Source organism: Burkholderia sp. MSMB1459WGS, assembly GCF_001534535.1.
GTDB lineage: Bacteria > Pseudomonadota > Gammaproteobacteria > Burkholderiales > Burkholderiaceae > Burkholderia.
The window spans coordinates 136467-154803 of the sequence record NZ_LPMU01000079.1 but is presented as its reverse complement, the minus strand read 5'-3'; the positions used below and the strand labels follow the sequence as shown (position 1 = coordinate 154803).

Genomic DNA, 18337 nt, shown 5'->3' with positions numbered 1-18337 from the left:
GCCCGGTGCGGACCCGCATGCCGGGTGGTGTGGGAGGGGATCGGTCAGACTCTCTGACCGCCCCTATCCCGATCTGCACGTGTCGCGCGCGGTACGCGACCCGACACAAGCCTTTCATCGCACACTTTTTTCCGCGACAATCGGTCGGCCCGGGCTGCGGACGACGCGTCGGGCGCACAACACCAATCATTCGAGAGAGGGCCGTCTTCCCATGACCGCTACCCGATTTGCGGCGCGCACGCGTGCGCGTCGTCCGCTCGCATGCGCGCTGACCCTGTGCGCGCTGTCGTTCGGCATCCCGCCGGCCGCGCAGGCTGCGCTGCTGACCCCCGAGCAAACCGCCGACCTGTATCTCGGCGCATTCGTCAATGGCGACGCGTCGAAGGCCGAGCAGTTCAACGAGGCAACGCGCACGCACTTCGACGGCAAGGGTGTGCTCGACGTGGCGGAAGTTGCGAAGCTCGCCGACAAGGTGAGCGAGGCTATCGTCGCCTCCATCCTGAACAAGGTGCCGGCGACGGTGCGCGCAACGGTGAGCGGGCCGGCCACCGCGGCGATCGAGTCGTTTCAGCATGCACTCGCGCGTTCCGAGTGCAAGGCCACCGGCTCGACGCGGAAACCGAACGAATCCGTGGAAGGCGAATCGATCGCGACGGTCGAATTCGCGTGCCGCGTCGCCGAGGTGGAGCCTGGCTTGCGGGCGCTGCGGGAGAAGGTCGACGAGCCGCGCTCGGAGGACGACAACGCGCGCGCGGCATACCTCGCGACGTTCCTGAAGGGCATGGTACCCGTGTTCGACCACGCGCAGACGAGCCGGCCGATGACGGGCCGGATCGACCTGCATGGCGCGGACGGCAAGGGCTGGATCATGGATTCCCCCGCTCAGGTGCTGCGGCCGGTCGTCAACGCGCTGATGAGCCAGATGCGGGACGCGGACGGCGACGCCGGCAAGTAATCGGCAGCGTCCGGGCTGTCGTGCACGTCGCCGGCGCGCCGGACATTCGAACGGGGGCATCAACGATGAACGCTTTCACGCGAGGGCTGCTGGTTGCCGCAGCCGTGGTTTCGATGGGGGGCGCGGCGGCCGCGAATGCCGTCGCGGCCGAACCGGCGTCGACGCCGGCTGCGTATCCGGCGGTAGAGCGGCTGCTTGCCGATTTGCGCACGCGCTCGACGCCCGGCCAATACGCGGCAGTGGCCGGCGCGATTCACGCGTCGGCGGCGTTGGCCGGCCAGTTGAACGAACTGGTCGATGCGGGGCTGCTGACGCGCATCGCGGTCGACAGCGGCGAACCCGCGCTCGGCAGGACATCCGGCGCGTTGCGCAACGGGAGCGTCTGGATCCTGACGCCGGCCTTCGTCGACAGTCAGGCGCCGCGACGCCTGTCCCACGTCGTGCATGACGACGACATCCTGCCGGACAACATGGTCTTCGCGCTCGGCTACATGGCGTGGCGCGCGAAGCACGATACGGATGTCGGCCGCGAAGCCGCCGCATTGCGCGCATCGGGCGACAGCCCGGACGAGAAGAAGCGGCGCTGGATCGAGCTGAACACGCGGATCGACGCCGGCGGCTTCATCCAGGGCTGGAACGATACGGTCGATGCCGCCACGGTGCAGCACGGCGGCCGGCCGGTCGGTATCGCACAGGTCGTGCCGATGCTGATGAACCTGCGCTATCGCGGCCCACTGATCGAGGCGATCCAGGCGACGCCGCCGTTGCGGGTCACCGCGACGACCTTCTCGTTCGATCCGGCCAGCATCGATGCGCTTGCGCTGGCGCTCAAGGGTTCCGGCGTCATCGACATCGAGCCGTTCAACGCGGCGCGCTGACGCGCTTCACCACCCACCCCAGCGCGCCGCCAGCGCCGCGAGCACGGCCGCGCCGGCCGTCTCCGTGCGCAGCACGCGCGGCCCGAGCGACAGCGCGGTGAACCCGCGCGCACGGGCCGCGTTTTCCTCATCGGGCGACAGTCCGCCTTCGGGCCCGATCAGCAGCGTGACCGATGCCGCGGGTGGTGCATCAGGCAACGACGAAAACGGAATGCTTGCGCGCGGCGACAGCAGCAGCCGCAGTTCGCCGTCGCCCGGCGCGGCAGGCAGCGTATCGAGCCATGCGCCGAAGCCGCGTACTGCCGCGACGTCCGGCACACGGTTGCGTCCGCACTGTTCGCACGACGCGCGCACGACGCCGCGCCAATGCGCGACGCGCTTGTCCGCCCGTTCACCGGACAGCTTCACGACGCCGCGCGCGGTCGACAGCGGCACGACCGCCGCGACGCCGAGCTCGACGGCCTTCTCGATCACCCAGTCCATCTTGTCGCCGCCGGCGATGCCTTGCGCGAGCGTCACGCGATAGGGCGGCTCGGCTTCGACCGGTTCGAACGCCTCGATCTGTGCGATTGCGTTGCGCTTGTCGATCTCGACGAGCCGCGCGCGGTATTGGCCGCCCGTGCCGTCGAACAGCGCGAGCACGTCGCCGGGCTGCAGCCGCAGCACCTGCGCGTGGCGCGCGACCTCGGCCGGCAGCGCGAGCGTGGTGTCGGCGCGCAATGCCGCGTCGACGAAAAAGCGCGGCACGGCCGCGGTGGTGGTGGCTTCGTTCATGCGTGTGGCGGTGTCGGTCATGCGTCGAGGCGGCACCCGAGCGCCCAGCGGTAGCCGTCGAGATCCTCGATCTGCGCGAACCGGTCGCCCCAGAACTGATCCTGCGGCTCGCTCAGCGATTTCGCGCCGGCGTCGAGCGCGCGCTGCCAGGTGGCGTCGACGTCGTCGACATACAGATAGAACGATTGCGGCGCGACGGCGTTCGCGCGCTTCGGCGTCAAGGCCTTCGAGCCGAACGCGCCCTCGGGCGCGAACATCACGATCAACTGGCCGCGATAGGTCATCTCGACGTGCATGATCGCGCCGTCCTCGTCGTGCACGTCGCGCAGCTCGAAGCCGAATGCGGCCTTGAAGAAATCGATGGCGGCGCGCACGTTGCGCACGGTCAGGTGCGGCGTCAACCAAGGCACGTCGGCCGGACGTGGATCGGTCATGAAAATCTCCTGTTTTCGCGGTCGAACGGTGCGTTGCGGCGCGGTCGGTCGAATGGCGTTCGCTGCATCCGGGTCGTTCCGGCTCCGCGTTTCGCAGGCGAACCATGCGAAGCCTCGAAGGAAAACGGAGCGATGCGGCCGTCCGGACGTTCAGCGGCGAACGCCCAGTGTATCGCGCAGCGCGCGGGGCAGGGCAAAGAGGGCCGCGTGAAGTCGTGCATCGTAATAGCGCAATCCCTGCACGCGGCGCGCAGCGAGCCGTTCGTCGACGTCGTGCGCGAACAGCGCGGCCGCGTCGAGCGTGTCGCTCGCGATCGCCATCAGCCACTGCGAGCCGTACAGCGGCACATGGGCGGACAACGGATCGACGAACGCGAAACTCGCGCGCAGGTCGTCGAGCAGCGCGGCGATGCGCGTCGCGTGGAACACCGGCGAGCCGAGATGCATCGAGATCGCGCCGCGCGGCGTGAGGATCCGCTTGAGTCGGGCGTAGAACGCCCGCGTGTAGAGGCCGGCCGCCGGCGAATCGGGCGGCGTGAGGTCGAACACCACGAGATCGAAATGCTCGACGGTCGACGCGACGAAATGCGCGGCGTCGCCGATCACCACTTCCACACGCGGGTCGTCGAGCGCGCCCTGGTGCACGTCGTCGAGATAGCGGCGCGCCATCCCGACCACCTCGTCGTCGAGTTCGGCGATCACGATCCGTTCGATGCATGCGTGCTTGAGCAACTGCCGCGCGGCGCCGCCGTCGCCGCCGCCGAGCACGAGCGCCTTGCGCGGCGACGGATGCGCGAGCGCGGCCGGGTGCGTCATGCACTCGTGATAGACGTACTCGTCGCCGACCGACGTCATCGGCCGGCCGTCGAGCGTGAACAGGCGGCCGAGCTGCGGGGTGTCCCAGACTTCGATCTGCTGGTGCGGGGACGCGACGTGCGCGAGCCGCCGCGCATTCGGGAAGCCGTAGGTGGCGTCGGGCGTCGGGTGAAAGAGAAGGGTGGTACTCACGGGCAGGCCGCTGGGGCAGTTCCGACGCCTGAATTATAGGCGGCGGCCGGTTTGGTGGAAAACCGTGCCGGAACACGACGCGCCGACAAGGGAAATGTCGGCCCATCTGTTAAAATGACGAGCTTTGCAGCCCCGTCCGTTGGCTCCGTCCGCTTCGCGTCCGTCAGGCGCCGCACCGCGCGCCGGGAACGATTGACGCTCGAGCTTCCGGATGCCGCCGTGCTCCCGTTTCCTCGACTCGTTCTCCGGACTCGACATGACGACTTCGTCTCCCGCCTCCACCACCCTGATGGCCAACGCGATCCGTGCGCTCGCGATGGACGCCGTCCAGCAAGCGAACTCCGGTCACCCCGGCATGCCGATGGGCATGGCCGAAATCGGCGTGGCGCTCTGGTCGCGCCATCTGAAGCACAACCCGGCGAACCCGCACTGGGCCGACCGCGATCGTTTCGTGCTGTCGAACGGCCATGGCTCGATGCTGCTGTACTCGCTGCTGCACCTGACCGGCTACGACCTGCCGATCGAAGAGCTGAAGAACTTCCGCCAGCTGCACTCGAAGACGCCGGGCCACCCGGAATACGGGATCACGCCGGGCGTCGAGACGACCACCGGCCCGCTCGGCCAGGGTCTCGCGAACGCGGTCGGCATGGCGCTCGGCGAAGCGCTGATGGCCGACGAGTTCAACCGTGACGGCGCGAAGATCGTCGATCACCACACGTACGTGTTCCTCGGCGACGGCTGCCTGATGGAAGGCATCTCGCACGAGGCCTGCTCGCTCGCCGGCACGCTGAAGCTGAACAAGCTGATCGCGCTGTACGACGACAACGGCATCTCGATCGACGGCGACGTCGTGAACTGGTTCCACGACGACACGCCGAAGCGTTTCGAAGCGTACGGCTGGAACGTGATCCCGAACGTGAACGGCCACGACGTCGACGCGGTCGACGCGGCGATCGCGAAGGCGAAGCTGTCGGACAAGCCGACGCTGATCTGCTGCAAGACGGTGATCGGCAAGGGTGCGGCGACCAAGGCCGGCGGCCACGACGTGCACGGCGCCGCGCTCGGCGCGGAAGAAATCGCGAAGACGCGCGAAGCGCTCGGCTGGAAGTGGGAGCCGTTCGTGATTCCGCAGGAAGTCTATGCGGCATGGGACGCGAAGGAAGCCGGCAAGCGCGCCGAGACCGAATGGGACGCGACGTTCGCGGCCTATCGCGCGAAGTACCCGGCGGAAGCGGCCGAATTCGAGCGCCGGATGGCCAACAAGCTGCCGGCCGACTGGGCCGAGAAGGCTGCCGCGATCATCGCCGGCGCGAACGAGCGCGCCGAGACGGTCGCGACCCGCAAGGCGTCGCAGCAGGCGATCGAGGGCCTCGCCGCCGCGCTGCCCGAGCTGCTCGGCGGCTCGGCCGACCTGACCGGCTCGAACCTGACCAACTGGAAGGCGTCGAAGGCCGTGCGCGCGAATCCGGAAGGCGCGGGCGTGCGGCTCGGCAACCACATCAACTACGGCGTGCGCGAATTCGGCATGAGCGCCGCGATCAACGGCCTCGCGCTGCACGGCGGCCACAAGCCGTTCGGCGGCACGTTCCTGACGTTCTCCGACTACAGCCGCAACGCGCTGCGCGTGGCCGCGCTGATGAAGGTGCCGTCGATCTTCGTGTTCACGCACGATTCGATCGGCCTCGGCGAAGACGGTCCGACGCACCAGTCGATCGAGCACGTGTCGAGCCTGCGCCTGATCCCGAACCACGACGTCTGGCGCCCGGCCGACACGGTCGAGACGGCCGTCGCATGGACCCAGGCGATCGCCGCGGATCGTCCGTCGAGCCTGATCTTCAGCCGCCAGAACCTCGCGTTCAACCCGCGTACCGATGCGCAGATCGCCAACATCGAGAAGGGCGGTTACGTGCTGAAGGACTGGGACGACGAGATCGTCGCGCGCAAGATCATCCTGATCGCGACGGGCTCGGAAGTCGAACTCGCGATGAAGGCCGTCGAGCCGCTCGCGCAGCAGGGCATCGCGGCGCGCGTCGTGTCGATGCCGTCGACCAACGTGTTCGACCGCCAGGACGCCGAATACCGCGAACGCGTGCTGCCGCACGGCGTGCGCCGCGTCGCGATCGAAGCGGGCGTGACGAGCTTCTGGCACAAGTACGTCGGGCTCGAAGGCGGCGTGGTCGGGATCGACACGTTCGGCGAATCGGCGCCGGCCGGCGTGCTGTTCAAGTACTTCGGCTTCACCGTCGAGCACGTCGTCGAGACGGCGAAGGCCGTGCTGGCCTAAAAGCATACGCGACGCGCGCCGCCCGATGCGCGCGTCGCACCGTGAAGCTGCACGAAACGAATTTTTTCAGCCATCAGGAGATAGACCATGACGATTCGCGTCGCAATCAACGGCTACGGCCGTATCGGCCGCAACACGCTGCGCGCGTTTTATGAAAACGGCAAGAAGCACGATATCGAGATCGTCGCGATCAACGACCTGGGCGATGCGAAGACCAACGCGCACCTGACCCAGTACGACACCGCACACGGCAAGTTCCCGGGCGAAGTGTCGGTCGACGGCGACTACCTCGTCGTGAACGGCGACAAGATCCGCGTGCTCGCGAACCGCAACCCGGCCGAACTGCCGTGGGGCGAGCTGGGCGTCGACGTCGTGATGGAGTGCACGGGTTTCTTCACGACCAAGGAAAAGGCGAGCGCGCACCTGAAGGGCGGCGCGAAGAAGGTGATCATCTCGGCGCCGGGCGGCAAGGACGTCGACGCGACGATCGTCTACGGCGTGAACCACGACGTGCTGAAGGCCGAGCACACGGTCATCTCGAACGCATCGTGCACGACGAACTGCCTCGCGCCGCTCGTCAAGCCGCTGAACGACAAGATCGGCCTCGAAACCGGCCTGATGACGACGATCCACGCGTACACGAACGACCAGGTGCTGACGGACGTCTACCATGAAGACCTGCGCCGCGCGCGTTCGGCCACGCACAGCCAGATCCCGACGAAGACGGGCGCGGCTTCCGCCGTCGGCCTCGTGCTGCCGGAACTGAACGGCAAGCTCGACGGCTACGCGATCCGCGTCCCGACGATCAACGTGTCGATCGTCGACCTGTCGTTCATCGCGAAGCGCGACACGACGGTCGAGGAAGTCAACGCGATCATGAAGGAAGCATCGGAAGGCGCGCTGAAGGGCATCCTCGGCTACAACGACGCACCGCTGGTGTCGATCGACTTCAACCACAACCCGGCTTCGTCGACGTTCGATGCGACGCTGACCAAGGTGTCGGGCCGCCTCGTGAAGGTGTCGAGCTGGTACGACAACGAGTGGGGTTTCTCGAACCGCATGCTGGATACGGCCGTCGCATTCGCGAACGCGAAGTAATCCCGCACGTCGCGCAGCCGCCGCAACGCGGCCGGCGTGGCGGACGAACCCGGCCGGGGTTTCCCGGCCGGGTTTTTTATTGTCCGCCGTTCGCTGTCGCGTGTTCGATCGCGGCGACGAACGCGCGCTTCAGCGGGCTGTCGAGATCGGTCCACGCGAGACCGATGCCGCTGCGATGACCGGGCAGGTCGAGCGGCCGCGCGAGCACGTTCGGCGGCAGCGCGCTGGCCGCTTCCGCCGGAATCAGCCCGATCCCCATTCCCGCCGCGACGAGCGCGAGCATCGTCGTGAATTCCCCGAACTCCTGGGCGATCTCGAGCGTCGTGCCCGCGCGGCTCAGCGCGAGCAGCATGTCGTCGTGAAAGCCGGGCGCGTAGCGGCGCGCGAGCACGAACGCGGGGTGGCCGCGCAGTGCGGCGGGCGAAATCGCATCGCGCGCGGCGAGCGGATGGCCGAGCGGCAGCGCGACGACGAAGCCTTCCTCGAGCACCACGCGGATATCGATGCCCGCATACGCGGCCGGCAGCCGGATCATGCCGAAGTCGATCCGCCGGTCGCGCAGCGCGGCGATCTGGTCGGGCGTCGGCATGTCCTTCAGCTCGAGCGCGATCAGCGGATAGCGCTCGCGCATCGCGCGCAGCACGGCCGGCAGCAGCGCCGGCAATACCGACGACACGAACGCGATTCGCAGCGTGCCGATTTCGCCGCGGCTCGACAGCCGCGCCATCTGTTCCGCGCGTGCGGCCTGCTGCAGCGTCGCCCGCGCTTCGGGCAGGAACACGCGCCCCGTGTCGCTCAGCTCGACCTTGTGCCGGTCGCGCTCGAACAGGCGTGCGCCGAGTTCCGCCTCGAGCGCCTTGATCTGCATGCTCAGCGCGGGCTGCACGATGCACAGGCGCTGCGCGGCGCGCCCGAAATGCAGCTCTTCCGCGAGCGTGACGAAGGCGCGCAATTGCTTGAGTTCCATGGGCGGCGGGCACGAAAGGACGGTAATCAGTTTTCATGATAACCGGATCAAGAAAGACCATTGGCGCGGCGCCCCGGTTGCGACGGAAGATACCGTTCACACGAGACCGGCCGCGACGGGCAGCCGGCTCGACGGGTACGAGGAGACATCCATGACTGACGCGCTTGACCGGTTCCGCCTCGACGGCCGCCGCGCGCTGATTACCGGTTCCGGCCGCGGGATCGGGCTGACGCTTGCCCGCGGGCTCGCGGAAGCGGGCGCGGCGATCGTCATCAATGATCGCAATGAAGAGAAGGCCGCGACGCTCGCGCGCCGTTTCCGCGACGAAGGCTTCGCGGCCGACCATGCGGTGTTCGACGTGACCGAGCACGCGCAGGTACGCATGGCGATCGACGATGTCGAGGCGCGCGTCGGCGCGATCGACATCCTCGTGAACAACGCGGGCATCCAGCGTCGCGCGCCGCTCGACGCATTCGACCCGGACGACTGGCATGCGCTGATGCGCGTGAATCTCGACGGCGTGTTCAACGTCGCGCAGGCCGTCGCGCGGCACATGATCGCGCGCGGCCGCGGGAAGATCATCAACATCTGTTCGGTGCAGAGCGAGCTCGCGCGGCCGACGATCGCGCCGTATGCGGCGACCAAGGGTGCGGTGCGGATGCTGACCAAGGGGATGTGCGCCGACTGGGCACGTCACGGCATCCAGGCCAACGGCCTCGCGCCTGGCTATTTCGAAACCGAACTGAATCGCGCGCTGGTCGACGACGCGGCGTTTTCGGACTGGCTGTGCAAGCGCACGCCGGCCGGCCGCTGGGGGCAGGTCGACGAGCTGTGCGGCGCGGCGATCTTCCTCGCGTCGGCCGCGTCCGATTTCGTGAACGGCCAGACGCTGTTCGTGGATGGCGGGCTGACCAGTGCCGTCTGACAAGGAGCGTGTCATGCGTATGCGTTGCATGTGTGTCGTGATCCACGGGCCGAACGACCTGCGGGTCGAGGAGCAGGACGCGGGCGAGATCGGCCCGGGCCAGGTGCGCGTCGACGTCGCGATGGGCGGCATCTGCGGCTCCGATCTGCATTACTTCCGGCATGGCGGTTTCGGCGCGATCCGGCTGCAGCAGCCGATGGTGCTCGGCCACGAGGTCGCCGGCACGGTCGCGGAAGTGGCGCCGGACGTGACGTCGGTGAAGGTCGGCGATCGCGTCGCGGTCAATCCGAGCCGGCCGTGCGGCGCATGTCGCTACTGTCTCGACGGGCTACCGAACCAGTGCCTGGACATGCGCTTCTACGGCAGCGCGATGCGCATGCCGCACATGCAGGGCGCGTTCCGCAACGCGCTCGTTTGCGACGCGGTGCAGTGCGTGAAGGTCGCCGATCACGTGCCGCTGTCGCTCGCGGCGCTCGCCGAACCGTTCGCGGTCGGGCTGCATGCGGTGTCGCGCGCGGGCGCGCTGATCGGCAAGCGCGTGCTCGTGTCGGGTTGCGGGCCGATCGGCATGCTGGCAGTCGCGGCGGCGCGCGTGCACGGCGCGGCGGAGATCGTCGCGACCGACGTCGTCGACGCGCCGCTGGACGTGGCGCGCGCGCTCGGCGCGGACCGCACGATCAACGCGGCGGCCGATGCCGGCTGGGTCGAACGCTACAGCGCCGACAAGGGCACGTTCGACGTGATGATCGAATGTTCGGGCAATGCGCGCGCGTTGCGCGACGGACTGGACGTGATGCGTCCGCGCGGCGTCGTCGTACAGCTTGGGCTCGGCGGCGACGTGAGCTTGCCGCAGAACGTCGTGGTCGCGAAGGAGCTGTCGATCTGCGGGTCGTTTCGCTTTCATGCGGAATTCGCGCTGGCGGTGCAGTTGATCAACGCGGGGCGCGTCGACCTGCGGCCGGCCGTCACGCGCGTGTTCCCGATGCGCGATGCGAACCTCGCGTTCGAACTGGCGGGCGACCGCCAGCGTGCGATGAAGGTGCTGATCGATTTCGCGAACGAGGCCGCGTGACGGTGCGGCGTCGGCGCGTCGCGACGGCTGCGGCATCCTTGGTGAAAAGGCACGCCCGCGATGCGCGCAGCGTGCCTTTCTCGTCGTGCGGCGCAAACGGATCGCCGGCCTGCCGCATCACTGCGTGACCCGTCGCGTGCCGATACGTTGCGATGCGAGCCACAGCGCGATCAGCGCACCCGACAGCGCGGCGCCCGCGATGCACACGCCGCGCCAGCCGTCGAGGCCGTACGCGACGCTCGCCGCGAACGACCCGAACGCGCCGCCGATGAAATAGCTCGTCAGGTAGATCGTCGTCACGCGGCTGCGTGCGTTGCCCGCGAGCGCATAGATCACGCTCTGGTTCGAGATGTGCATGCCCTGCACGCCGACGTCGAGCAGCAGGATGCCCGCGATCAGCGCCGCGAGCGAATGCGAGCCGGTCGCGATCAGCGCGAACGACGCGAGCACGGCCGCCGCGAACAGGCCGGTGGCCGCATTGCCATGACCGCGATCGACGAGCCGGCCTGCCGACGTCGCGGCGAGCGCGCCGACCGCGCCGACGATCCCGAACAGGCCGATCTGCCCTTCCGAATAGCTGTACGGCGGTTGGCTCAGCAAAAACGTGAGGCCTGTCCACAGCAGGCTGAAGCACGCGAACACGAGCGCGCCGTAGGTCGAGCGCAGCACGATCGGCGGCTGCGCGCGCACCAGCGCGACGAGCGACTTCATCAGCGCCGCGTAGTCGACGCGCACGTCGCGGCGGTCCTTCGGCAGCTTCACGGCGAGCACGGCGGTCAGCGCGAGCACCATCGCGGCGGCGATGCCGTACACCGCGCGCCAGCCGAGCCAGTCGGCGATCGCGCCGGCCGCGACGCGCGCGAGCAGGATACCCAGCAGGAGCCCGCTCATCACGGTGCCGACCGCGCGGCCGCGCGAGCGCGCATCGGCGAGCGACGCCGCGAACGGCACGAGCAACTGCGTCGAACAGGTGACGAAGCCGACCGCGACGTTCGCGACGACGAACATCGTGAAGTTCGTGCTGGACGCGACCGCGATCAGTGCGACGACGTTGAGCATCAGCAGCCGCACGATCAGCGTATGGCGATTGACCGCGTCGCCGAGCGGGACGATCAGCAGCAGGCTGGCCGCATAGCCGAGCTGCGTCAGCGTGACGAGATAGCCGAGCTCGGTCGGCGTGCGCCCGAAGCTGTGCGCGATCGCGGCGAGCAGCGGCTGCGCGTAGTAGATGTTGCCGATGACGATGCCGCACGCGCACGCGAACAGCAGCGTCATGCCGCGGGTGAGGGGAGGGTGGTCGTCGTGATGCGGTTCCATGATCGCGAAAAACGGCGGCGCCGGCCGGCGGCACGGGCCGTCGGTTGCGCGGGGTGAAGGAAATCGGGGGCCGGCGTCGACGGATCGGCGGTGAGCCGAAGCGCGCCGGGCGGACCGCGGCCGAGCCCGGATCGGGCGGGCGGCGGATCGCCGTGCGGCGGGCGGAAGCAGGGCGGGCCCGGGCGTGCCGCTTCCGTGCGGCGACAGCGGCGCTGCACGGAAGCGGATGTGCGTATGATGCGGGTATCGACCCATAGCGTCCAAGACTGGATCGTTATGGTCTCTATTGGCAAAACCAATGCGTTGGTTGCGATGCTTCTCCGCCACATCCGCTATTTCCTGGCCGTCGCCGAGCAGCGCAGTTTCACGCGCGCGGCCGATGCGCTGCACGTGTCGCAGCCGACGCTGTCGCAGCAGGTCCGCCAGCTCGAGGAAACGCTCGGCGTGCAGTTGTTCGACCGCTCGGGCCGCACGGTGCAGCTCACCGAATTCGGCGAGGTCTATGCGCGGCATGCGCGCGCCGCACTGCACGCGCTCGATACCGGGCAGCGCGCGCTGCACGACGTCGCCGATCTCGGCAGCGGCTCGCTGCGGCTCGCGATGATGCCGACGTTCGCGGCTTACCTGAGCGGCTCGCTGATCGACGCATTCCATGCCGACCATCCGAACGTCGCGCTGACGATCGACGCGATGCCGCAGGCGCGCATCGAGGCGCTGCTCGCCGACGACCGGCTCGACGCCGGCTTCGCGTTCATGCCGCCGCGCGCGCCGGACATCGACGCACTGCCGCTGTGGGACGAGCCGCTCGCGCTGGTGACGGGGCGCACGCACCGCCTCGCGCGCCGCCGCCGCGCGCTGACGCCGGCTGAGCTCGGCGGCGAGCCGCTGGTGCTGCTGAGCCGTGCGTTCGCGACGCGCGAGCACATCGACCGGTATTTCGTCGAGCACGGCGCGCGGCCGTCGATCGCGATCGAGACGAATACGGTCAGCGCGGTGCTGGAACTCGTACGGTGCGGCCGGCTCGCGACGGTGCTGCCCGACGCGGTCGCGCGCGAGAGCGGCGACCTGTGCGCACTGGAGATCGATCCGCCGCTGCCGACGCGCACGGCCGCGCTGCTCACGCGCAAGGGCGCGTACCGCAGCGTCGCGGCGCGCGCATTCATCGAGCGCGTGCTCGCCTATCGCGATTCGTCGGAACGGTGACCGGCGCGGCCGGCCGGCCGGACGGGTAGACGGCGGCGCGGGGGGGATTACGTGCTGGGCGTCGGGAAGAATACGCCCGCGCGCTGTGCGGCGTTCGCGATGTGCGTTTCGATCGCGATGCCGGCGGCGGCCGCATCGCGCGCGATCAGCGCGTCGACGATCGCACGGTGCTCGTGCCAGGTCGACAGCAGCAGTTCGCGGCGGTAGAACGGCATGCGCTGGCTTTCCTTCATGATGTCCGCGCTGCTGCGCAGGATGGATTCGATCGCCGCGTTGCCGGCCAGATGGATGATCCGCATGTGGAAGTCGAAGTCGAGCCGCGAGGCTTCTTCGAGTGCGTTCTCCGTCAGCGCGACGTGCAGGTCGGCGAGGTTGTCCTCGAACCATGCGATGTCGGCGTCGCTGACCACGCGCGCGGCCATCCGCGCGGCGAAGCCTTCGAGCGCATAGCGCATCTGGTAGGTGTCGGGCGGCGACGACTGCTCGGCGAATTGCCACGGATGCGCGGGCGACGCCTGCGCGCTTTCGACGTACACGCCCTTGCCCGCGCGGATGCGCAGCATCCCGAGCGCCTCGAGCGTCGACAGCGCCTCGCGCAGCGATGCGCGGCTGATTTCCAACTCCTCGGAGAGCTGGCGCTGGGCCGGCAGCAGGCTGCCGACCGGGTACACGCCTGTCTCGATCCGGTCGCGGATCGTCGCGATGGCGGTGTCGGTCACGGTATGCGGAACATTTTTCATGGTGTGAACGATGGCCGGTCTGACCGGCATTGTAATCCGCCCGCGAGTGGTGCACGACCGCCTACGGGAAAGCCACGATCCGCCCCTTTCCGGGGCGCCGCAAACCCGTGCGCGGGGGCGGGAAATCCCTATTTTGTTTGTCCTTGACGCCACTATATCGGCTTCCTACTATCCCCCATAACATCACTGGTCTTACCAGTATGAACAGACGAAACTGCAACCGTTGGATCGGGAGAGCGCCGTGTCGAAATTCCTCAATTCGCTGTTTGGCCGGGTAGTCGTCGCATTAATCCTGGGGGTGGCGCTCGGTGCGTTCTTCCCGCACTTCGCCGAGTCGCTGCGTCCGCTCGGCGACGGCTTCCTGAAGCTCATCAAGATGGTCATCGGCCCGATCGTGTTCTGCGTCGTGGTCAGCGGCATGGCCAATGCGGGCGACCTGAAGAAGGTCGGCCGGGTCGGCCTGAAGGCGGTCGTCTACTTCGAGGTGATGACGACGCTCGCGCTCGGCATCGGGCTCGTCCTCGCGTGGGTCACGCGCCCCGGCGTCGGGATGAACATCGACCTGCGCTCGCTCGACGCGGCGTCGCTGTCGACGTACGCGAAGAACGCCGAAAGCCTGAAGGACACGGCCGGCTACCTGATGAAGATCATCCCCGAGACGGCGATCGACGCGTTCGCGAAGGGCGACATCCTGCAGATCCTCGTGTTCGCGGTGCTGTTCGGCTCCGCGCTGTCGCTGCTCGGCGACAAGGCGCAGCGCGTCAATTCGCTGATCGAGGAGCTGTCGCACGTGTTCTTCCGGATCATCGGCTTCATCATCAAGCTCGCGCCGCTCGGCGTGCTCGGCGCGATCGCGTTCACGACCGGCAAGTACGGCGTCGCGTCGCTCAAGCAGCTCGGCTACCTGGTCGCGGTGTTCTACCTGAGCTGCTTCGTGTTCGTCACGGTCGTGCTCGGCGCGGTGATGCGGCTCGCGGGCTTCTCCGTGTTCAAGCTGATCCGCTATCTGCGCGAGGAACTGTCGATCGTGCTCGGCACGGCGTCGTCGGACGCGGTGCTGCCGCAGGTGATGAGCAAGCTCGAATACATGGGCATCAAGGATTCGACCGTCGGCCTCGTGATTCCGACCGGCTATTCGTTCAACCTCGACGGCTTCTCGATCTACCTGACGCTCGCGGTGCTGTTCATCGCGCAGGCCACCAACACGCCGCTATCCACGCACGACCTGATCGTCGTGCTGCTCGTGTCGCTCGTCACGTCGAAGGGCGCGCACGGCATCCCCGGCTCGGCGATCGTGATTCTCGCGGCGACGCTGTCGGCGATTCCCGCGATTCCGGTGCTCGGCCTCGTGCTGATCCTGCCGGTCGACTGGTTCGTCGGCATCGCCCGCGCGTTGACCAACCTGATCGGCAACTGCGTCGCGACGGTGGTGGTCGCCGTGTGGGAGAACGACATCGACCGCGCCCGCGCACAGCGCGTGCTGAACCGCGAGCTGCGCTACGTGGCCGATGCGCCGGGCAGCGCCGCACCGGTCGCCGGCGACCAGGCTCACGCGCTCTGAACACGCCGCTCGCGCGGCGCGGCTTCCCTGGCCGCACCGCGCGAGCGCACTTCATGCGACCGGCGCGCCGACGCGCCGGCGCTTGTCAAAAAAATGGAGACGACATGGCAGCCCCCATCCTCGATCCGAATGCGCCGGCTTTCACGCGGCGCTACATGAACCTCGCCGACCCGCGCCTGGGCGCGCAGGCGCTTTTCGCCAGCGACGAATTCTTCGCGCCGAAGGAGCGCATGCTCGATCCCGAGCCGGCCGTCTTCATTCCCGGCAAGTACGACGACCACGGCAAGTGGATGGACGGCTGGGAAACCCGCCGCAAGCGTACGACCGGCCACGACTTCTGCGTGGTCCGGCTCGCGCGGCCGGGCGTGATCCACGGCGTCGATCTCGATACGAGCCACTTCACCGGCAACTTTCCGCCGGCCGCGTCGATCGAGGCCTGCGCGGTGGACGGCGACACGCCGCCGGACGACGCTGAATGGCGCACGATCGTTCCCGCGACGACGCTGCAGGGCAATGCGCATCACTACGTGAGCGTCGACGATGCGCGGCCGGTCACGCATCTGCGCGTGAACCTGTATCCGGACGGCGGGCTCGCGCGGCTGCGCGTGTACGGCCAGCCGCAGCGCGACTGGCGCCACGTGCCGGCCGGCGAGCTCGTCGATCTCGCGGCGATCGAGAACGGCGGCTACCTGGTGGCCGCGAACAACCAGCATTTCGGGCCGGCGTCGCAGATGCTGATGCCGGGGCGTGGCGCGAACATGGGCGACGGGTGGGAAACGCGGCGCCGCCGCGAGCCCGGCAACGACTGGGCGATCGTCGCGCTCGCGCGGCCGGGCGTCATCCGGCGCGTCGAGGTCGATACGGCGTTCTTCAAGGGCAATTTCCCCGATCGTTGCTCGCTGCAGGCCGCGCACGTGACGGGCGGCACCGACGATTCGCTCGTCACGCAGGCGATGTTCTGGGCCGAACTGCTCGGCGAGCAGAAGCTGCAGATGGATCACGTGCACACGTTCGACTCGCTCGCGGCGCTCGGCCCCGTCACGCACGTGCGGTTCAACATCTTCCCGGACGGCGGCGTGTCGCGCCTGCGTCTGTGGGGCGAGCCGGCTTGAAGGAGGGCGGCGGCATGAGCGGAACTCCCACTCTGCGCGTCGAGCGCCTGACCCGCGAAGCGTTCGCGCCGTTCGGCGACGTGATCGCGCTCGAAGGCGCGCGGCATTTCCCGATCAACGGCGGCACGACCGAGCGCTTTCACGATCTCGCGACGATCGACGTGTGCGCGGACGGCGGCCGGCCGCTCGTCAGCGTGTTTCGCGCGCAGCCGCGTGCGCTGCCGGTCGCGGTCACGCTGATGGAGCGTCACCCGCACGGCAGCCAGGCGTTCATCCCGCTCGCGGCGGTGTCGCGCTACGCGATCGTCGTCGCGCCGGCCGGCGAATTCCGGCCCGACGCGATGCGCGCATTCCTGGCCGAAGGCTGGCAGGGCGTCAATTATGCGAAGGGCGTCTGGCACCATCCGCTGCTCGCGCTCGACGCGGTCAGCGATTTCGTGATCGTCGATCGCGGCGGCCCGCAGCCGAACTGCGACGAGATTCCGCTGGAACGTGCGTGGGCGCTCGATTTCGAGTCGGCCTGCGCGGGCGTCGAAGGGCTTTCGTAAGCATCCCGGGCGCGCGGCACGCTCGCCCAAAAAAGCAGACGGCCCGGGCGGCGAGATGCCGGCCGGGCCGTGCTGCGTGCGCCGGTGGCGCGAGTCAGTGCTTGCGGTGCGGGCAGTTCTCGGTCGTGCACGAGCCGTACATCGCGAGCGAATGCTCCTGGAGCCGGAAGCCGCGCTCCTTCGCGATCGCCTGCTGGCGGCTCTCGATCTCGGCGTCGAAGAATTCCTCGACGCGGCCGCAATCGAGGCACACGAGGTGGTCGTGGTGCGAACCTTCGTTCAGCTCGAACACCGCCTTGCCGGATTCGAAGTTGCTGCGCGTGAGCAGGCCGGCCTGCTCGAACTGCGTGAGCACGCGGTAGACGGTGGCGAGCCCGATGTCGAGCTGCTCGTTGAGCAGGTTGCGGTAGACGTCTTCGGCCGTCAGGTGGCGCACGGGGCTCTGCTGGAAGATCTCGAGAATCTTGAGGCGCGGTAGGGTGGCCTTTAGCCCGATATTCTTGAGATCCGTCGGATTGGTCATGGCTAGGCATCCCTAGAGTACAATGCAGGGCTTCAATGTTACCGGCTTTTCGCCGTTCCAGATATACGCGCGGCCTGCACGCGGGCCAGCACGGTGAAGGAAATGATCCCAGAATCGCTTTCGCACTTTCAGAGGAGTCGCATGCGAAGTGCCATCATCGCTGCCGCCGCCGTTGTCGCGCTGGCGGGTTGTTCGTCGTACGACAGCGTGACGCAGCGCATTGCGCAGAGCATCACGCCGTATCGGATCACCGTCGTGCAAGGCAACTTCGTGTCGCAGGAGAAGGCCGCACAGTTGCAGGTCGGGATGACGCGCGAGCAGGTCCGCGCGCTGCTCGGCACGCCGCTGCTGGCGGACATGTTCCACGCGGATCGCTGGGATTACCTTTTCTACTTCAAGCGCGGCTCGACGTCGATCGTCCAGCAGCGCGACCTCGTGGTCAATTTCTCGGGCGATCGCGTGGCGAGCTGGACCGGCGCCGACAACCTGCCGTCCGAGCTCGACCTGCTGGCCGACATCGACGGCGACCGCGGCGGCAAGAAGGCGAAGGCCGCTGCCGCGGCGAAGAAGGCTTCCGAAGCCGCCGCCGCGAGCGCCGCGGAGGCTGCCGCTGCCGCGAGCCCGGCCACGGTGCCGGCGTCCGGCGCGGCGGTCGACCAGGATGCGAACGCCCAAGCGGCGCGCGCGGCGAACCGCGCGACCAACCAGGTGTCGGGTCAGGGTTCGGGTTCGCGCCGGTTCACGCCGGCCGCGCAGGCCTCGGGCGGCGCGCCGGTGCCGGGCGGCCAGCCGCCGGGCGCTGCGCCGGCGATCCAGCCGCAGTTCCAGTTCCATCGTCCGCCGCAGCCGAACGTGTCGAACGAGGCGTCGCCGCCGGTCGGCCCGCAAGGCTCGGACAACCTGCAGAACCAGCCGCTCACCGCACCGGCCCAGTAAGC

The 18337-nt window shown here is 68.5% G+C and carries 18 protein-coding genes; 11 read left to right on the top strand and 7 right to left on the bottom strand.

Annotation, left to right across the window (positions count from 1 at the left end):
* Both WT97_RS30400 and WT97_RS30395 read left to right on the top strand, forming a co-directional pair.
* Positions 1 to 955: hypothetical protein (locus WT97_RS30400; RefSeq protein WP_257128577.1), on the top strand; the 955-nt coding region annotated here is incomplete at its 5' end.
* Between the two features lie 65 nt (positions 956 to 1020).
* Entirely contained in the window at positions 1021 to 1833 is an 813-nt protein-coding gene (locus WT97_RS30395; protein ID WP_059500959.1) for a hypothetical protein, read from the top strand.
* Between the two features lie 6 nt (positions 1834 to 1839).
* On the opposite strand, the gene WT97_RS30390 is transcribed toward WT97_RS30395, so the two are convergent.
* The 3 genes from WT97_RS30390 to speE all read right to left on the bottom strand — a co-directional run bounded on the left by WT97_RS30390 (position 1840) and on the right by speE (position 4049).
* Positions 1840 to 2607: a 16S rRNA (uracil(1498)-N(3))-methyltransferase gene (locus tag WT97_RS30390; protein ID WP_060035964.1), complete on the bottom strand. Its 768-nt coding sequence runs from the start codon at positions 2605 to 2607 to the stop codon at positions 1840 to 1842.
* 17 nt (positions 2608 to 2624) lie between these two features.
* Positions 2625 to 3041, bottom strand: a complete 417-nt coding sequence (locus tag WT97_RS30385) for a glyoxalase/bleomycin resistance/extradiol dioxygenase family protein (protein ID WP_060354964.1) — start codon at positions 3039 to 3041, stop codon at positions 2625 to 2627.
* A 150-nt stretch (positions 3042 to 3191) separates the two neighbouring features.
* Positions 3192 to 4049 (bottom strand): polyamine aminopropyltransferase, encoded by an 858-nt coding sequence (speE, locus tag WT97_RS30380; protein WP_034206387.1) that lies wholly within the window; start codon positions 4047 to 4049, stop codon positions 3192 to 3194.
* A gap of 211 nt (positions 4050 to 4260) precedes the next feature.
* Between speE and tkt the strand changes: the two genes are divergently transcribed.
* Positions 4261 to 6333, top strand: a complete 2073-nt coding sequence (tkt, locus tag WT97_RS30375; RefSeq protein ID WP_059500961.1) for a transketolase — start codon at positions 4261 to 4263, stop codon at positions 6331 to 6333.
* Positions 6334 to 6420: 87 nt separating this feature from the next.
* Positions 6421 to 7431, top strand: coding sequence for a type I glyceraldehyde-3-phosphate dehydrogenase (gene gap, locus WT97_RS30370; protein WP_059500962.1), 1011 nt, complete (start codon positions 6421 to 6423; stop codon positions 7429 to 7431).
* Positions 7432 to 7507: 76 nt separating this feature from the next.
* Here gap and WT97_RS30365 read toward each other — a convergent pair whose 3' ends face one another.
* Positions 7508 to 8398: a LysR family transcriptional regulator gene (locus tag WT97_RS30365; RefSeq protein ID WP_059500963.1), complete on the bottom strand. Its 891-nt coding sequence runs from the start codon at positions 8396 to 8398 to the stop codon at positions 7508 to 7510.
* 151 nt (positions 8399 to 8549) lie between these two features.
* Between WT97_RS30365 and WT97_RS30360 the strand changes: the two genes are divergently transcribed.
* Both WT97_RS30360 and WT97_RS30355 read left to right on the top strand, forming a co-directional pair.
* Positions 8550 to 9323, top strand: a complete 774-nt coding sequence (locus WT97_RS30360; RefSeq protein ID WP_059500964.1) for an SDR family NAD(P)-dependent oxidoreductase — start codon at positions 8550 to 8552, stop codon at positions 9321 to 9323.
* Positions 9324 to 9336: 13 nt separating this feature from the next.
* Complete coding sequence (locus WT97_RS30355) at positions 9337 to 10395, top strand: L-idonate 5-dehydrogenase (RefSeq protein WP_060354968.1); 1059 nt, start codon at positions 9337 to 9339, stop codon at positions 10393 to 10395.
* Between the two features lie 117 nt (positions 10396 to 10512).
* Here WT97_RS30355 and WT97_RS30350 read toward each other — a convergent pair whose 3' ends face one another.
* Positions 10513 to 11712, bottom strand: a complete 1200-nt coding sequence (locus WT97_RS30350; protein WP_060354963.1) for an MFS transporter — start codon at positions 11710 to 11712, stop codon at positions 10513 to 10515.
* 312 nt (positions 11713 to 12024) lie between these two features.
* On the opposite strand from WT97_RS30350, the gene cynR reads away from it, so the two are divergent.
* On the top strand, positions 12025 to 12915 hold the full coding sequence (gene cynR, locus WT97_RS30345; RefSeq protein ID WP_059500966.1) for a transcriptional regulator CynR: 891 nt from the start codon (positions 12025 to 12027) through the stop codon (positions 12913 to 12915).
* 47 nt (positions 12916 to 12962) lie between these two features.
* Here cynR and WT97_RS30340 read toward each other — a convergent pair whose 3' ends face one another.
* Positions 12963 to 13685: a FadR/GntR family transcriptional regulator gene (locus WT97_RS30340; RefSeq protein ID WP_179949818.1), complete on the bottom strand. Its 723-nt coding sequence runs from the start codon at positions 13683 to 13685 to the stop codon at positions 12963 to 12965.
* 211 nt (positions 13686 to 13896) lie between these two features.
* Here WT97_RS30340 and WT97_RS30335 point away from each other — a divergent pair, with 211 nt between their 5' ends.
* The 3 genes from WT97_RS30335 to WT97_RS30325 all read left to right on the top strand — a co-directional run bounded on the left by WT97_RS30335 (position 13897) and on the right by WT97_RS30325 (position 16876).
* Positions 13897 to 15216: a C4-dicarboxylate transporter DctA gene (locus WT97_RS30335; protein WP_059500968.1), complete on the top strand. Its 1320-nt coding sequence runs from the start codon at positions 13897 to 13899 to the stop codon at positions 15214 to 15216.
* Positions 15217 to 15320: 104 nt separating this feature from the next.
* Positions 15321 to 16328, top strand: coding sequence for an allantoicase (alc, locus tag WT97_RS30330; protein WP_059500969.1), 1008 nt, complete (start codon positions 15321 to 15323; stop codon positions 16326 to 16328).
* A 14-nt stretch (positions 16329 to 16342) separates the two neighbouring features.
* The gene (locus WT97_RS30325) at positions 16343 to 16876 is read left to right on the top strand and encodes an ureidoglycolate lyase (RefSeq protein ID WP_059501112.1); all 534 of its coding nucleotides are present in this window, start codon (positions 16343 to 16345) and stop codon (positions 16874 to 16876) included.
* A 94-nt stretch (positions 16877 to 16970) separates the two neighbouring features.
* Here the strand turns inward: WT97_RS30325 and fur are convergent, their stop codons facing one another.
* Positions 16971 to 17399 (bottom strand): ferric iron uptake transcriptional regulator, encoded by a 429-nt coding sequence (fur, locus tag WT97_RS30320; RefSeq protein WP_006753314.1) that lies wholly within the window; start codon positions 17397 to 17399, stop codon positions 16971 to 16973.
* Between the two features lie 141 nt (positions 17400 to 17540).
* Between fur and WT97_RS30315 the strand changes: the two genes are divergently transcribed.
* Positions 17541 to 18335 (top strand): outer membrane protein assembly factor BamE, encoded by a 795-nt coding sequence (locus tag WT97_RS30315; protein ID WP_059500970.1) that lies wholly within the window; start codon positions 17541 to 17543, stop codon positions 18333 to 18335.
* Positions 18336 to 18337 lie beyond the last annotated feature (2 nt).

Excerpts from the sequence above, each read along its gene's own strand:
- WT97_RS30395 (WP_059500959.1), top strand. The coding sequence starts at position 1,021 with ATGAACGCTTTCACGCGAGGGCTGCTGGTTGCCGCAGCCGTGGTTTCG.
- WT97_RS30390 (WP_060035964.1), bottom strand. The coding sequence starts at position 2,607 with ATGAACGAAGCCACCACCACCGCGGCCGTGCCGCGCTTTTTCGTCGAC.
- WT97_RS30385 (WP_060354964.1), bottom strand. The coding sequence starts at position 3,041 with ATGACCGATCCACGTCCGGCCGACGTGCCTTGGTTGACGCCGCACCTG.
- tkt (WP_059500961.1), top strand. The coding sequence starts at position 4,261 with ATGCCGCCGTGCTCCCGTTTCCTCGACTCGTTCTCCGGACTCGACATG.
- gap (WP_059500962.1), top strand. The coding sequence starts at position 6,421 with ATGACGATTCGCGTCGCAATCAACGGCTACGGCCGTATCGGCCGCAAC.
- WT97_RS30365 (WP_059500963.1), bottom strand. The coding sequence starts at position 8,398 with ATGGAACTCAAGCAATTGCGCGCCTTCGTCACGCTCGCGGAAGAGCTG.
- WT97_RS30360 (WP_059500964.1), top strand. The coding sequence starts at position 8,550 with ATGACTGACGCGCTTGACCGGTTCCGCCTCGACGGCCGCCGCGCGCTG.
- WT97_RS30355 (WP_060354968.1), top strand. The coding sequence starts at position 9,337 with ATGCGTATGCGTTGCATGTGTGTCGTGATCCACGGGCCGAACGACCTG.
- WT97_RS30350 (WP_060354963.1), bottom strand. The coding sequence starts at position 11,712 with ATGGAACCGCATCACGACGACCACCCTCCCCTCACCCGCGGCATGACG.
- cynR (WP_059500966.1), top strand. The coding sequence starts at position 12,025 with ATGCTTCTCCGCCACATCCGCTATTTCCTGGCCGTCGCCGAGCAGCGC.
- WT97_RS30340 (WP_179949818.1), bottom strand. The coding sequence starts at position 13,685 with ATGCCGGTCAGACCGGCCATCGTTCACACCATGAAAAATGTTCCGCAT.
- alc (WP_059500969.1), top strand. The coding sequence starts at position 15,321 with ATGGCAGCCCCCATCCTCGATCCGAATGCGCCGGCTTTCACGCGGCGC.
- WT97_RS30325 (WP_059501112.1), top strand. The coding sequence starts at position 16,343 with ATGAGCGGAACTCCCACTCTGCGCGTCGAGCGCCTGACCCGCGAAGCG.
- fur (WP_006753314.1), bottom strand. The coding sequence starts at position 17,399 with ATGACCAATCCGACGGATCTCAAGAATATCGGGCTAAAGGCCACCCTA.
- WT97_RS30315 (WP_059500970.1), top strand. The coding sequence starts at position 17,541 with ATGCGAAGTGCCATCATCGCTGCCGCCGCCGTTGTCGCGCTGGCGGGT.